Here is a 13,886-nt window from a genome sequence, read left to right as displayed (position 1 = left end):
AGTGTGGCACACGGTTGGCACGAATCCTGCGATCAGAGGCATCAGTGCCACTCGTCGCTCACGGTCGTACTCGGAAAGATGGAGGCCATGACAGACGCACCGGCCGGCCGCAGCGCCGCATACAAGATCCTGACCACCGGCTACGTGGGTTCCACCGGCCCCGGGGTCGCCGCCACGGTCTCCTACATCTCCGACGCGGGACGGCATGTGATCTTCGACCCGGGCATGGTGGCGAGCCACGACCACATCCTCGCCCCCCTCGCAGAACTGGGACTGGGCCCCGACGACATCACCGATGTGGTGCTCAGCCACCACCACCCGGACAACACCATGAACGTGGGCCTCTTCGGTCGTGCCCGGGTGCACGACCACAAGGTGGAGTACCAGGGCGACAGTTGGACGAGCCGGGACGCGGAGGGCTACGAACTGACCCCGTCGCTACGGCTGATCCGTACCCCGGGCCACAGCCCGGAGGACATCACGCTGCTGGCAGGCACCGACTCGGGCGTCGTGGCCTTCGCCGGCGACCTGTGGTGGCACGCGAACGGCCCGGCGGACGACCCGGTGGCCCCCGACCGCGAGGTGTTGCGCGCATCCCGGCAGCGGGTACTGGCCACGGCGGACCTGATCGTGCCCGGCCACGGCGGCCCGTTCAAGGGCGACGACACCACTCCGCGCTAATACTCCAGCCGCGCTTCGCCTCTCCTACTGGTCAACGCTCTGGGAGTGGGGAGTGTAGCGGTGCGGAGGAGGGTGGGGGCCTTGGCCGGACCCTCCCACTACCGGGTGACCGCGCGCATGTGATGTGGGTGCTCGCTGTGCACGGTCAACGGGAGACCCCACCACGCGCAGCAGGTGCTCGCCTGACCGGCCATGGGCGGCTGCGCCTGCAGGAACGGGAGCTGCTGGTGGACACCTGCTGGCGCACCAGCTCGACACTTCGGCAGGTCGAAGCCGGGTACGAGTGGCGACGGTTGTACGCGGGCGTCGTCAGAAGTGCAGGACGCCGATGTCGCGGACGGTCTGGGCGAGGGCCCGGACGAGGTCGTTCTCTCCGTCCCTGCGCCACACCAGGGCGTAGGGAATCGTCCCCATGTCGGGGACGGGGATGAAGCGGACGTTGGACATGGACCAGTAGCGGGTGACGTGGGAGGGGAAGGGGTGGACGATCTCGCCGGTGCTGACGAGGTGGATCAGTTCGTCGGCGTTGGTGACCTGTTCGACGCGCTCGATCGGCTTTCCCCGGGCCGTGTGGAACGACAGGTAGGCGTCTTCCCAGTAGTCGGGCATGTCGGGTGGCATGGCATGGGCGAAATCGGCCAGGGCCTCGAACGGGACGGTGTGCCGTTCGGCCAGCTCGTGGCCTGCGGCGACGGCCAGGACGCGGGGATCGCGGAAGAGGACGGGGCCGACGGTGAGATCGGGCTCGTCGACCGGCAGCCAGGTGAGGAAGACGTCCATGTCGCCCTCGCGCAGCCTGGCGAACGGGTCGAGGTACGGCGCCCGGCGCAGCTGCAGTTCCCACTGGGGATGACGGGAGCGGAAGGTCTCCCAGTAGGGGTACATGTCGGGCACGTTGAACGGCAGCATGCCGACGCGCAGGCGTGCGGTCTTGCCGCGGGCCGCCATCCGGGCGCGTTCGAGGCTGTCGCGCAGGTTCGCGAAGACCGGCCGCAGGTCGCTGCGAAGCTGCTGGCCGAGCGGGGTCAGGCGGATCTGGCGGCGGTTGGAACGGTCGAACAACAAGCCGCCCAGTCTTCGCTCCTGGCGTCCAATCACCTGGCTGACGCGAGCCTGCGTGAGGTGCAACCGGGCGGCCGCCCTGCCGAAGTGCAGTTCCTCGGCCAGCGTCAGAAAGATCTCGATGTCGCGTACGTCCACCTGTGCCGACCCCCGTCATAAGTCTCGGTTATCGGATCTTACTGATCTTGGATGTTGATGGGCGCGGTGAGGAGTTGGAACATCGACAGCGGCCGGAACCGCCGTGGTCGTCCGTGGGCGGTGCGGCGTCCGTGCCGGTGACACCGCACCGCCCGGCGGCCCGCCTGCGGCCGCCGACAGCGTGCCGGACGGGAGCCCAGCTGGTGTCCCGGGGCGCCAGCACACCCAGGAAGGACACCCTCATGAAGCCCCTCGTCGCCGGCGTCACCGTTTTGCAGGAGCAGGTGCGCGCGGTCGTCACCCTCGTTGCACAGGTTGAGCACGCCCAGGGAAACGGCCTGCCGGACGCGTTCACGGAGCTGTTCCGCCAGGACGCCTTCTGGACGATCTCCTACTCACGAGGGTCAGGCCCGCGGAGCAGGTGCGCCAGACCCGGCGCGGCCGAGCGCCGATGGGCGTCCGCGGTGGCCGCGAACCCCGAAGCCGCCCCCGGCGCCCCGCTGTACGTCCTCGCCAAGGACGACGGCCGATGGCACATCGCCGCCGCCCGGAGGCCCCGGCCGAACCGGGCCTTGCGGGCCACCCAGGGCGCCCGGCCGTCGGCACGGGACGGCATGTGCACCGTCGGGGAAGGCCGGCCACCCGGCTGGGCCCGGACCGGAAATAGTAGACCGATCGTTCCACTCCCGAGGGATTGCGGTATGTCGTTCCGTACCACGGCCGAGGTCATCCACTGCTTCAACCGCGCCTTCATCGACCATGACGCCTCCACGCTCGCCGACCTGATCGCCGACGACTGCGTGATGGAGGCGAAGGAGCCGGCCCCCGACGGGGCCCGCCATGAAGGCCGCGCCGAATGCCTGGAGTTCTGCCGGGCACTCGCCGAGGACCGCACGATCCAGTTCGAGCCGGAGGCCGTCGTCATCACCGGTGAACGGGCAACGGTCCGCTGGCGGTACCACTTCGGCGACGGACCCACCGACTCGGTCCGCGGCGTGAGCCTCACGCTGGTACGGGACGGGTTGATCGTCGAGTCCCTCGGCTACAGCAAGACCACGGGCGACGCCCCGCCGGCCAAGACCGGAATCCACGGAAAGCAAAGGGAATCCTGAAATGCGTGTGTTGTTGGTGGCGTACGGGTCGCGCGGGGACGTCGAGCCGATGCTCGGGCTCGGGGCGGAACTGCGGGCACTCGGCGCGGAGGTGCAGATGTGCGCCCCGCCGGACTTCGCGGAGCTGCTGGACCGGGCCGGCATCCCACTGGTGCCGCTCGGCCAGTCGTTGCGCGCGCTGGCGACCAGGGCGGTGACCGGGACGGGGAAGCCGCTGCCGGCGGAGAGCCTGTCCGAGCGTGCGGCCCGGATGCTCGCCGCGACGTACGACTCGGTCGCCGCGGTGGCCGAGGGATGCGACGTCGTGGTGGCGACCGGCTTGATCCCGGCCGCGGCCGCCGCGCGGGCGGTCGCCGATGAACTGGGCGTCCCCTACGTGTTCGTCGCCTACTTCCCGACCTACCTGCCGTCGCCGCACCACCCGCCGCTCGCGTGGCCGGGCCGGCCGCTCCCGCCGGAGGTGACCGACAACCGGGTGCTCTGGGACCTGAACACCGAGCACATGAACGCACTGTTCGGCGAGGCGGTCAACACCCACCGGGCCGCGATCGGTCTGCCCCCGGTGGAGAACGTCCGCGACCACGTCTTCACCGACCGCCCATGGCTGGCGGCCGACCCGGCCCTGAGCCCGTGGCCGCAGCCGGCCGACCTCGACGTGGTGCAGACCGGCGCGTGGATCCGGCCGGACGAAAGCCCGCTCCCGGCCGCTCTGGAGGCGTTCCTGGACGCCGGCGAACCCCCGGTGTACGTGGGCTTCGGCAGCATGCCCGTCCGCGACGCGCAGAGCGTCGCCCGGGCGGCCGTCGAGGCGGTCCGCGCGCAGGGCCGCCGCTTCCTCCTCTCCCGCGGCTGGGCCGACCTGGCCCTGACCGACGACCGGGACGACTGCTTCGCCGTCGGCGAGGTCAACCAGCAGGTGCTGTTCACCCGGGTGGCCGCCGTCGTGCACCACGGCGGCGCGGGCACCACGACGACGGCTGCCCGGGCCGGCGCGCCCCAGGTGGTGGCAGCCCAGATGGCGGACCAGCCGTACTGGGCCGGCCGGGTGGCCGAGCTGGGCATCGGCGCGGCGCACGACGGTCCGACCCTGACCTACGAGTCCCTGTCGGCCGCACTCGAGACGGCCCTGACCCCCGGCACCCGCACACGAGCGGCCGCCGTGGCCGCCACGATCCGCACCGACGGGGCGGCGGCGGCCGCGAAGCTGCTGCTCGACACGGTCGGCTGGGAGAGGCCGCCCGGGTCCGTGCCTCACCCCGCACTCGAGGAGAGGGTATGAAGGTGAAGGACCGCCGGGTGCCCGGCGAGCGGAACCTGATCGCCGGGATGCTGGTGGACGCGGTGGGCACGGGTATGTACGTGCCGTTCAGCCTGGTCTTCTTCCAGCGGATCACCGGACTGCCACTGCCGACGATCGGCACCGTCCTGACCGCTGCCGGGCTGCTGGCGATGGGTGCCATGCCGGTCGGCGGCTGGGCCGTCGACCGGTTCGGTGCCCGGCGGGTGCGGCTGGCCCTGTATCTGGTCCGCGGCCTCGGCTTCCTGGCCTTCCCGCTCGGTACCACCCTGCCGGTCTTCGCCCTGGTCGCCACCCTCACCGCGGCCGGCGCCCAGGCGTTCCCCGCGACCCAGCAGGCCCTGATCGGCGAGCTCGCCCAGGGGGAGCACCGGGACCGGCTGATGGCACTCGCCCGGAGCGTGAACAACGCCGGCCTCGGCGCCGGCGGCCTGCTCGCCGCCGGATTGGTCCAACTCGGCGGTGACCGCGGCTTCCTGGCGGTCGCCTGGCTGAACGCGGCCACCTTCTTCGTCGCGGCACTGTTCGCGCTGCGGATCAGGACCCCCCACCCGGTCCGTCCCGCGACCGGCCGGCAGCGGGCCGGCTATCGCGCGGTGCTGCGCGATCGCCCGTACGCCGGGCTCACCCTGGCCAACTTCCTGATCGCCCTGGGCTATTCGGCGCTCAGCGTGCTGCTGCCGGTGTACGCCGTGAGCCAGTTCGACCTGCCCGCCTCGGTGGCCGGTCCGCTGTTCGCAGTCAACACCGCGCTGTGCGCCTTCGCCGGCGTGCCGGTCGGCAGGCTCGGCCGGCGCTTTGCCCGGCGTACCCGGGTGGCCGCGGTCGGCGCCCTGGTCTTCGCCACCGCGTTCCTCGGCTACGCCCTGCTGGGCGGTATGCCCCGCCAGGGCGTGATGGCCGGCCTGGTCGGGCTTCTGGTCCTGTACACGATCGGCGAACTGGTGCACAGCCCGAGCGCGGGCGCACTCTCGGTGGGCGCTGCTCCCGCCGAGGCGCGCGGCCGCTACCTGGCCACCTACCAGCTGTCCTGGGCGCTGTCCCAGACCCTGGCGCCGTCACTGTTCACCGGGCTGCTGGCGGTCGACGGCCGGCTGCCCTGGCTGGTGCTGGCGGCGAGCTCGACGGCGGGGGCCGTCATGCTGCTCGCCCTGGAGCGGCGACTGCCGGCCGCGGCGGTGTACACCACGGTGGTCGGGGCAGTGCCGCCCGCACGCGGCGAGACCGCCGAGCCGGGGGAGCTCAGCCGGGGCCGTGCCGACTAGTACTCAGCGGCGTTTTGCCGTCCGGCTGGTCAGACTCGGTCAGCCAGGTCATCAGAAGACAGGAACGGCACGCCGGCGCCGCGCTGTTCGAGCGCACCAGCCGCCGTGCGCCTGACCTGGGCCGAACGCCAGCTGCGCGACGACCTGCAGTCGGTCCGGCCCACGTACTGGCGTTCGTCCAGGCAGACCGGACAGTCCGGACGGGCGGCGGCGTACTGCTGGCCACCAGTCATACCAAGCGCCGTTGCAATACTAGCCGTCGGCGGGCCCGACGCCGCGGTCGGGGGCGCTCATGTCGCCCGTCGCGGGGATGCCGGGGGCGAGCCCGTAGCGCAGGTACACGGTGCCCTTTCCGCTGGTTGCCGGCGGTTCGAGGAGGGTCAGGTTCGTGGGCACCCCGCCGCCGTCGAACATCTTCTTCCCGACGCCGAGCACGATCGGGTGCACCCAGAGGTCGATGCGGTCGAAGAGCTTCTCGCGGAGCAGGGTCTGCACCAGGTCCAGGCTCCCGACCACCTTCACGTGCTCGTGCCGGTCACGGATCTCGCGCACCGCGGTTGCGATGTCCGGGCCGAGCTGCGTGGAACCGGCCCACGGGAGGTCGGGCCTGCCGCGGGAGGCCACGTACTTCGGGACGCCGTTGAAGAGCGCGGCGATGTCGCCGTCCTCGCCGCCCTTCTGGTGCGGCCAGTAGGCGGCAAAGATGTCGTACGTGCGCCTGCCGAGCAGGAGGGCGTCCGTGCCCTCGTACGCGGCTGCGATCTGCGCGCCGGTCGTCTCGTCCAGCAGGGGCGCCTGCCAGCCGCCGAACGGGAACCCGGTCGGGTCCTCGTCGGGGCCGCCGGGCGCCTGCCCGACGAGGTCGAGGGTCGTGAACAGCTCGATGTGGATGAGGCCCATGGCTTGCTCCCGATGAGTCGGTCTTCTCCGTCAGGACTTGGACCCGCAGGTGCCCGCAAACTCATCGGCGCGGCGGAGCCCGCTTTTCCCAGTCTGCCGGACTGCCGTCGTTCGGGCAGGTCAGCCGGGGTGTGACCGCGGCGGAAGCCGGCGCCAGACGCCTCGCGCTGTTCGGAGGGACGAGCATCGACCCGGGGCGTCTGGCCCTCCTGCTGGCGCGGCACGACGAAGCGCCCGGCCTGATGGCCGCCGCGCACGAGATCCCCGGCAGCTTCCACATCCTCTACACCGACGGCCGCTCCACCTACGTCCAGGGGAGCGCGTCGGGACTGCGTCAGGTGTTCTACGCCCGGCGCCGGGACGGCTCCTACGCCGCGTCCGAAGCGGTCGAACCACTGGCCCGGCTCAGCGGCGCCACCCCGCGCATCGAGATGGTCGCCTGGGGGATGCTGCACCCCGGATTCGACTACGGGCCGACCCGGCTCCTACTGGCACGGAGTCCACCGGCTCCCCGCCGACCAGAGGCTGTGCATGACCGCCGACCGGGTCGAGTCCACCACCTCGTGGACTCGCGCCCCGAAGGTGCGGGCCGCCCTGGAGGAGGCGGTAGGCGTCCGGATCGCCACGGCCGGCGGCCTCTCCGCGGACCTGTCGGGCGACATGGACTCGACCTCCCTCTGCTTCCTCCTCGCCGGCCAGGGAGCCCGCTTCCAGTCGTTCGTCGAGCAGACCGTCGACCCCAACTACGACGACGCCCACTGGGCGGCGATCGCGGCCCGGGAGATCGACCGGCCCCTGACCGTCCTCGGTCCCGAGGACGTCCCGGGCCCGTACGACGGCATCTGGGAACCCGTGCCGCGGGCTCGTCCAGGACGTCCCGTACGGGCTGGGCGAGCCGTACACCCTCATCCGCAACCGGGCGCGGAAGACCACGATGTCCGGGATCTTCGCCGCCACCGGCTCCGACGTCCACATCGGCGGATTCGGTGGGGACGAGCTGTTCACCATCGCCCCGTCCTACTTCGGCGACCTCTACGCGCGCTCACCCCTGCTCGTCCGACAAGTCACTCGGACACGGCTTGCGTTCACTCACGTGAACCAACTGGGGAACGTGGGGAGCGGGAGCGGGCGTGACGTGGTCGCTCTTCGACTGGTGTCAGAGCGGTGGGGGATGATCGGGCCAGCCCTTCTGGACTTGCTGGCCCACCATGCCAGCGCATCACGTCGGTGGCCCTATCGCCCATGTGCATCGACACGTAGTACCGCTGGCGAGCTTCCTTGACGTCTTCCGGGAAGGCGTCCACCAGGCCGAAGTCGGTGATCGAGTTGCCGAGCTCCGCAATCGCCTTGTGCATTCTGGAGATTCGCCGTGGTCTCGGGCAGTGCGGCCTCGCGCCGGTGGTCGGCGGCTCCTTACTCTCCCCCGTCAGCGGAATGGAGCTGGAAGTCGACGACGACGCAACCAACTTGTCCGTCATCGGTGCGGCCGATCCAGACGGGGTAGGACCCGTCGCCCTGGCCGGCACGGAAGGCGATGAGGTTCGGCTCGGGCTCCGTGCTGGGCAGTTCGACGGTGAAATGGCTGTCGAGGGGTACGAACAGGTCCTCGTCCAGCTGGTCTTCGCTCACCGTCCGAGTCGCATCCATGAAAGCCACTGTGCCGGTATCCACGCCAACCCCGTAGAACTGGCCCTCGCCGAGCAGCCCTAGGTCCTCGTCGGATCTGAGGGCCATTTCCCACTCGCGGGGCGGGATGTCCAGGAACGTCACCCTGGCCGCGGCGACACCGGCTCCGTGTGTCGTGCGCAAAAGCGACAGCGTGACCGGGAACGCGCCCGGTGGCACAGCGACGGTCCGCAGGGTCTCTCCGATCCAGCCGGGGTCCGAGACCACCAGCTGCCCTGACGTGATCCGCAGCAGGCCGGCGTCAACGGGTTCTACGACGGCCGGCCCCTCCGGAGCGTCGCACGCACCCGGACTGAACAGTTGCTCGATTCCGGTGGCGCGCAGAGGTCCCGATCCTTCGCCCACCGACACGTCGTTCAGGACTACGTTCGTGTGAGCCTGCTTCAACTGTGAGGACTCCGACCAAGTGGGGCGGCGGTACGTTGCGGTGGGGAACCGGCGCCACCCGTCAGGGGTATCGCGGACGGCTCCCGGCAGGTGGGAGGGTGGGCCCGTGAAGAAGCGACGGGAGACGCAGACACGGGCCTGGGACTGGAGTGCAAACGAGGGTGGGACGGGGCGTCGTAGATTCCTCACAGCAATGGGCGCTGCCGCCACCACCGTGGCCATGGGTGTTCCCGCGTACGCTACGGGCGCTGCGCGTGACGGCGGAACCGCTGCCGGGTACGTCGACGTACAGCTGCTCAGCATCACGGACCTGCACGGGTATCTTCAGGGCGCGCCCGCCGGGTACTCCGTCATCCACGGCAACGGCGGTAAGAGCTATCTGGTCGGTGGCGTCGCATACATGGCCGCCCACCTCGAGCGGCTCCGCGACGGGCGCCTTAATTCCATCTTCTTCGCGCCCGGAGATCTCTTCTCAGGCTGGGAGTTCGATGCCTGTGCCTTCGCCGACGAGCCGACGATCGAGGCCCTCAACCGCATGGGCCTGGCCTTCGCCACAGCGGGGAACCACGAGTTCGACAAGTCGCCCGGCATGATCCGACTGCACATGGAGCAAGGCGTTCCGTTCCCTGTGGCGGGCCGGGACACCTCCTTCCCCGACTCCTCGGGCCGGGTCTTCCGCGGCGCCGCCTTCTCCTATTACAGCGCGAACACCACGTGGACAGCCTCGGGGTTGAACGTCCTGCCGCCGTACAACATCGAGTGGGTGCGAACCCCCGGCGGCGGGAAGCTCCCCATCGGGTTCATCCACCTCACCGCCCTCGGCACCGAGTCGTTCCCCGGGTCCTTCCAGCCGGGCATCTCCACACTGGACGAGATCGCCACCGCCAACCGCTACGCCGCGGAGCTCAAGAAGGTGGGGGTCAACGCGATCGTCCTCAGCGTGCACGACGGTGCCGTGGCGGGCGGTGACTTCAACAGCGGCGTCGACCCCTCCGGCCCGGCGTTCGACCTCGCGCTCCGTGTCTCCCCGGACATCGACGCGATCGTCGCCGGCCACTGGCACACGCGCTTCAACATGATGGTCCCCGACCCGGACGGTGTCCCGCGGCCTTTCGTCGAGGCGGGGTGCTACGGACAGGTCATCAACGAGATCAACCTGCGGCTCGACCCGAGCACCGGCGAGGTGATCCGCCAGCTCACCACCTCCACCAACCACCCCAACACCCATGACATCACCCCGCACCGGGGGCTCATCGACCTCACCCGCTTCTGGGCAGGGCAGGCATCCGAACGCGATCGCAGCCGGATCGGGCGGCAGACGGGTTCCTTCCTGCGCACCCGGAACGCGACGGGTGAGAGCACCATGGGCGACCTGGTCGCCGACTGGACGCTGTGGGCGGGCCGCAGGCCGACCGACCCCGCCAACGACGCCAACATCCACCCGAATGTTCCGGCCGAGCTCGCCGTCGTCGCCGTCGCACCCAGCGTCGGCGTGGCGATCATCGCCGGCGATCTGGTGTACGACGCCGCCTCCGACGGTGTGATGACCTTCGGCCAGGCATGGCGGGCCGTAGGGTTCGGCGACCCGATCGTCGCGGCGTGGGTCAGCGGGCAGCAGATCCACGACGCCCTGGAAGAGCAGTGGACCCTCACCCCCGCAGGAGAACTGCGCTTCGCGCCGCTCGCCGTCTCCCACAACGTGCGCTACAGCTTCGACGCGCTCGGCGCCCCGGGCGACCGAGTTGCGCCCTCAGACGTCCTGATCGACGGCCGCCGGCTCGACCCCGCCCGGAAGTACCGGCTGGCGGCGCCCTCCTACACGTTCCTCGCCTCCGACGGCTATCCGGCAATTTCCGCCTTCCACGAGCCCTACCGCCACCAACGCGACTATGAGAGCTTCATCGCATTCATCCGCGACCGGCAGTCCCTCTCACCCCAACCGACAGACCGTGTCACCGTGAAGCACCCGACAGCGGCCACCGCCGACCCTGGAACCGTCGTAGACCCCCTGCTCCCCCTGTTGCCCGACGGCACCCCTATGCCGCGCACCGAAGCCGCGCTCCTCACCGCGGCCAGGGATATGACAACTGCGCCGCCTGGAGCGGGCGCCTTCCGACCACCGTGCTGAACCGGGAGATGCCGTCGGCAGGGCGTCGGAGCCCCCATGGGGCACATCGAGCACATCGAATGGTCGGCCACTCTGCCGCCTGCAGAACTCTGCCACCCCGACGTGTGCGTCGACGGTGAGACCGTGGTGGTGCCCACCCTCTATGAAGTCATCTCATTCGGCGAGTCTGCGGTAGTAGATGAGGGTGCAGGTGATGCTGGTGAAGGCGAGGAAGTGTTCGGCCTTGTGTTCGCAGCGGCGGTGGAGACGGCGGCAGCCGGCGAGCCAGGCCATGGTCCGTTCGATGGTCCAGCGGTGGCGGCGTCGGCGTGGAGTTTGCCGGGCTTGCGCCTCCGGCGTCCGCGGCGCGAGCGGATGGGCGGTATGCCGCGGACGAGGGGCTCGAGGGCCTGGCTGTCGTGGAGGTTCGCCCCTGAGATTCCGACGGACAGGGGCAGACCCGGTCCGCTCGGTGATCAAATGGATCCTCGATCCGAACTTGCCCTGTCGACAGGATTCGGACCCGTCAGGTCCCCCTTTTCAGGGCCCGCATGTCGACGGAGTCGATCGCGCAGCGGGACCAGTCCCGCTCGCCTCTTGCGCCAGGCTCGTCGAGGACCAGGCCGTGGAGCTCGGCCCACACCCGGGCCTTGCTCCACTCGGCGAAGCGCCGGTGGGCTGTCGCCCCCGACGGCCCGAACGATGCCGCAGGCAGCTGCTGCCAGGTACAGCCCGAGGTGGCGACGAACACAATCGCGGCCAGCACCTCCCGGTCACCATGCCGACGCCGGCCACCCCCCTGAGGCCGTGACGGCGCCTCCGGCACCACCCGCTGGAACAGCACCCACAACTCATCCGGCACCAGCCGCTCAACGATCCCCACCACGGCCCACAGCCAACCCGATCCGCCAAATGAGACGACGTCCAAGGGTCCGGCGAGAAGATGCGCGGCGCGCCCCGCGACGCCCTCTTGGTCAGCGGGGTGCCCCCCACGGTGCGCGGCAAGGTGTTCGGCCTGCACCGCGCCGCCGACACCGCCCGCGCGGTGGTCGGCCCACTGATCGGCCTGGCCCTGAACGAGGCGCTCGACCAGCGCCTACGCCCGCTGCTCTGGGGCGCCGTCCTGCCCGCGCTCGCCTCCGTGGCCTTGGCCGCCGCCGTCGAAGACCCCCGCGTCTCGACGGCACGCACGCCTCGGGCCAGACCGGACCGCACTCCGTGGCGAGCCCTGCCCCGGTCATACTGGCGCGTCCTGGCGGCGCTGACGGCCTTCGGCCTTCTCAACTTCCCCGACGCGCTGCTGTCGCTGCGCGCGCATGACCTGGACCTCTCGACGGCCGCGGTGATCTCCGCATACGCCGCCTACGACCTTACCTACGCCGCGCTGAGCTACTGCGCCGGGGCTCTTTCCGACCGCCTGCCAGGCGCGCTGGTGTTCGCTGCGGACCTGGTCTCCTTCGCCGCCGGGTACCTGGGCCTGGGCCTCATTCGGTCGCGATCCCGATGTCGGACTCGCGCCGGGGCGGCGGTGCGGGGCCCCGCGTGGCACGGCCCGGGATGGCGATGTACGGGTTGTCGCACGTCATGCGGCGTGCCGCAGGCGGCCTGCGGCTGCTTCAGCCTCTCGTACGACGCGTTCGGTGTCGACGCCGACCAGGCGGCCGTCGAGCTTGAGCGGGCGGCCGTCGACGAAGACGGCGTCCACGTTCTGGGGGCGGCCGTTGAAGACGATCTGGCTGACCCAGTCGAAGCGCGGTGCGAAGTTCAGTGTGGCGGGGTCGATCATGATGAGGTCGGCCCTCTTGCCGGGGGTCAGCGAGCCGATCCTGTCGGCCATGCCGATCGCCTCGGCGCCGCCGAGCGTCGCGGAGCGCAGCGCGTCTTGGACCTCCGGGAAGACGTCGGCGTGCAGCGAGCGTGCCCGTTGGAGGCCGATGGCGGTCTTCATCAGGGCGAAGAAGTCCGAGGTGTCGTTGGTGCCGCCGTCCTGGCCGAGTCCCACCTTCACGCCCCGCCGGCCGAGGTCCGGCAGCCGCATGACCCCGGAGGCGAGCCGCATGTTGCTCAGGGGGCAGTGCGCGGCGCGTACGTCGTGCGCGGCGACGACGTGGATCTCGTCGTCGCTCAGGTGGATCGCGTGGTTCATCAGCAGACGCGGACCCAGCGCGCCGATGTCGTTCAGTACCCCGATAGGGTCGTCCGCGCGCTGTTCGACGCGTTCGAGTACATGGCTGTTGAGCATGACGCCCAGGTCCTGGGCGATCTCCCAGTGGACCCGGTTGAGGCCTTCGATGGCCCGCGCGGCATGCGTGGCGATCTGCGCCGAGGCCAGCGGGGCCGGGTCGATGAGTTCCCTCTTCGCCCGCGTCAGGAGTTCGGCCTGTCCCTCGGCCTGGAACATGGCGTAGGCGAAGCGCACTCCGGTGTCGGTCAGGGCCCGTACGTACTGGACGGTGGTGTCGTACGGGATGGCGTCCACCCAGTCCACGAGTGTCGTCACGCCGGATTGGACGGTGTCGAGGGCGGCCAGGCGGACGAACCGGTACATGTCCGCCGGGGTGATGCGGGGGAACGTCGCCCGGTTGCAGTCGGCCAGCCATTCGAAAAGGTCGCTGTTCGCGCAGCCGCCGCGCATCGAGGACTGCCACAGGTGGGTGTGGACGTCCACGAACCCCGGCAGCAGCAGCTTGCCGGAGGCCTCGATCACCTTGGCGCCGGGCGGTCTGGGGAGGTCGGTACCGACGGCCTTGATGACGCCGTCGCCGAGGAGGACGTCCGCGTGTTCGACGAGACCCAGCGGGCCCTCCCCCAGCGCGGGGTCCATGGTGAGCGCGAGGGAGGCGTTGTGGAGCACGGTCGGCCGGGCGACGGGCGCCCGGTCGTCCGTACGGCTGCCCCGGACGTCGACGGTGCTCGGCCTGCCCTGGCGGGCGCCGAGGGCGAAGGAACCGGCCGCGGCCAGGCCCAGGCCGGTCAAGACGCCGCGCCGGCTGGGCGCGCCGGGCGGCGGTGCGGGGGTGGGGGGCCGGGTTGCCGGTGTGGCGGGGCGGTCGCTCGGCTGGTCCATGTCGTGATACCTCCCGACGGCACAGGACAGGCAGGGTCACATCCGCTCGGGCCGACGATGCGTCAGGTGCCCGGCGGATACCTGGATGGTGCGCCCTGGCGAAGCCCTCCGATAGATGTCGGTCAACATTTTGTGGAAGCTTGCTTCGGAGGAGCCCGGCCCCCGCGCCCTACCCGCCTCGGCG

Annotated in this window: 10 protein-coding genes and 2 pseudogenes; 7 read left to right on the top strand and 5 right to left on the bottom strand. The window is 70.7% G+C overall.

Annotated elements, in window-relative coordinates; translation table 11 throughout:
• Positions 1–87 precede the first annotated feature (87 nt).
• Positions 88–681, top strand: a complete 594-nt coding sequence (locus tag ACZ4M3_RS29515; protein ID WP_467737748.1) for an MBL fold metallo-hydrolase — start codon at positions 88–90, stop codon at positions 679–681.
• 309 nt (positions 682–990) lie between these two features.
• Here ACZ4M3_RS29515 and ACZ4M3_RS29510 read toward each other — a convergent pair whose 3' ends face one another.
• On the bottom strand, positions 991–1,881 hold the full coding sequence (locus tag ACZ4M3_RS29510) for a LysR family transcriptional regulator (protein WP_467737746.1): 891 nt from the start codon (positions 1,879–1,881) through the stop codon (positions 991–993).
• 242 nt (positions 1,882–2,123) lie between these two features.
• Between ACZ4M3_RS29510 and ACZ4M3_RS29505 the strand changes: the two genes are divergently transcribed.
• The 3 genes from ACZ4M3_RS29505 to ACZ4M3_RS29495 are packed head-to-tail and all read left to right on the top strand — an operon-like array spanning position 2,124 to position 5,555.
• Positions 2,124–2,993 carry a nuclear transport factor 2 family protein gene (locus tag ACZ4M3_RS29505; protein WP_467737744.1) on the top strand — a complete coding sequence of 290 codons (870 nt, stop codon included), beginning with the start codon at positions 2,124–2,126 and terminating at the stop codon, positions 2,991–2,993.
• Between the two features lies 1 nt (position 2,994).
• Positions 2,995–4,272: a glycosyltransferase gene (locus ACZ4M3_RS29500; protein WP_467737742.1), complete on the top strand. Its 1,278-nt coding sequence runs from the start codon at positions 2,995–2,997 to the stop codon at positions 4,270–4,272.
• Positions 4,269–5,555, top strand: a complete 1,287-nt coding sequence (locus ACZ4M3_RS29495) for an MFS transporter (protein ID WP_467737740.1) — start codon at positions 4,269–4,271, stop codon at positions 5,553–5,555. The genes ACZ4M3_RS29500 and ACZ4M3_RS29495 overlap by 4 nt, the downstream gene beginning before the upstream one ends.
• Positions 5,556–5,807: 252 nt before the next feature.
• Here ACZ4M3_RS29495 and ACZ4M3_RS29490 read toward each other — a convergent pair whose 3' ends face one another.
• A complete protein-coding gene (locus tag ACZ4M3_RS29490) occupies positions 5,808–6,455 on the bottom strand; it encodes a dihydrofolate reductase family protein (protein WP_467737738.1) in 648 nt (215 codons plus the stop codon).
• Positions 6,456–6,986: 531 nt separating this feature from the next.
• On the opposite strand from ACZ4M3_RS29490, the gene ACZ4M3_RS29485 reads away from it, so the two are divergent.
• Positions 6,987–7,589: an asparagine synthase-related protein gene (locus tag ACZ4M3_RS29485; RefSeq protein ID WP_467737736.1), complete on the top strand. Its 603-nt coding sequence runs from the start codon at positions 6,987–6,989 to the stop codon at positions 7,587–7,589.
• Between the two features lie 279 nt (positions 7,590–7,868).
• Here the strand turns inward: ACZ4M3_RS29485 and ACZ4M3_RS29480 are convergent, their stop codons facing one another.
• Positions 7,869–8,528 (bottom strand): DUF4241 domain-containing protein, encoded by a 660-nt coding sequence (locus ACZ4M3_RS29480; RefSeq protein ID WP_467737734.1) that lies wholly within the window; start codon positions 8,526–8,528, stop codon positions 7,869–7,871.
• 193 nt (positions 8,529–8,721) lie between these two features.
• On the opposite strand from ACZ4M3_RS29480, the gene ACZ4M3_RS29475 reads away from it, so the two are divergent.
• On the top strand, positions 8,722–10,656 hold the full coding sequence (locus ACZ4M3_RS29475) for a bifunctional metallophosphatase/5'-nucleotidase (RefSeq protein WP_467737732.1): 1,935 nt from the start codon (positions 8,722–8,724) through the stop codon (positions 10,654–10,656).
• 153 nt (positions 10,657–10,809) lie between these two features.
• Here ACZ4M3_RS29475 and ACZ4M3_RS29470 read toward each other — a convergent pair.
• A pseudogene (locus ACZ4M3_RS29470) lies at positions 10,810–11,521 on the bottom strand (IS5 family transposase).
• A 51-nt stretch (positions 11,522–11,572) separates the two neighbouring features.
• Between ACZ4M3_RS29470 and ACZ4M3_RS29465 the strand changes: the two are divergent.
• Positions 11,573–12,115 (top strand): annotated as a pseudogene (locus tag ACZ4M3_RS29465) (MFS transporter); the annotation flags it as partial.
• A 102-nt stretch (positions 12,116–12,217) separates the two neighbouring features.
• Here the strand turns inward: ACZ4M3_RS29465 and ACZ4M3_RS29460 are convergent.
• The gene (locus ACZ4M3_RS29460) at positions 12,218–13,702 is read right to left on the bottom strand and encodes an amidohydrolase family protein (RefSeq protein ID WP_467737730.1); all 1,485 of its coding nucleotides are present in this window, start codon (positions 13,700–13,702) and stop codon (positions 12,218–12,220) included.
• Positions 13,703–13,886: the final 184 nt, after the last annotated feature.

It is taken from the genome of Streptomyces sp. NPDC026522, from assembly GCF_055567555.1.
This window is presented reverse-complemented; position numbering and strand designations above follow the sequence as displayed.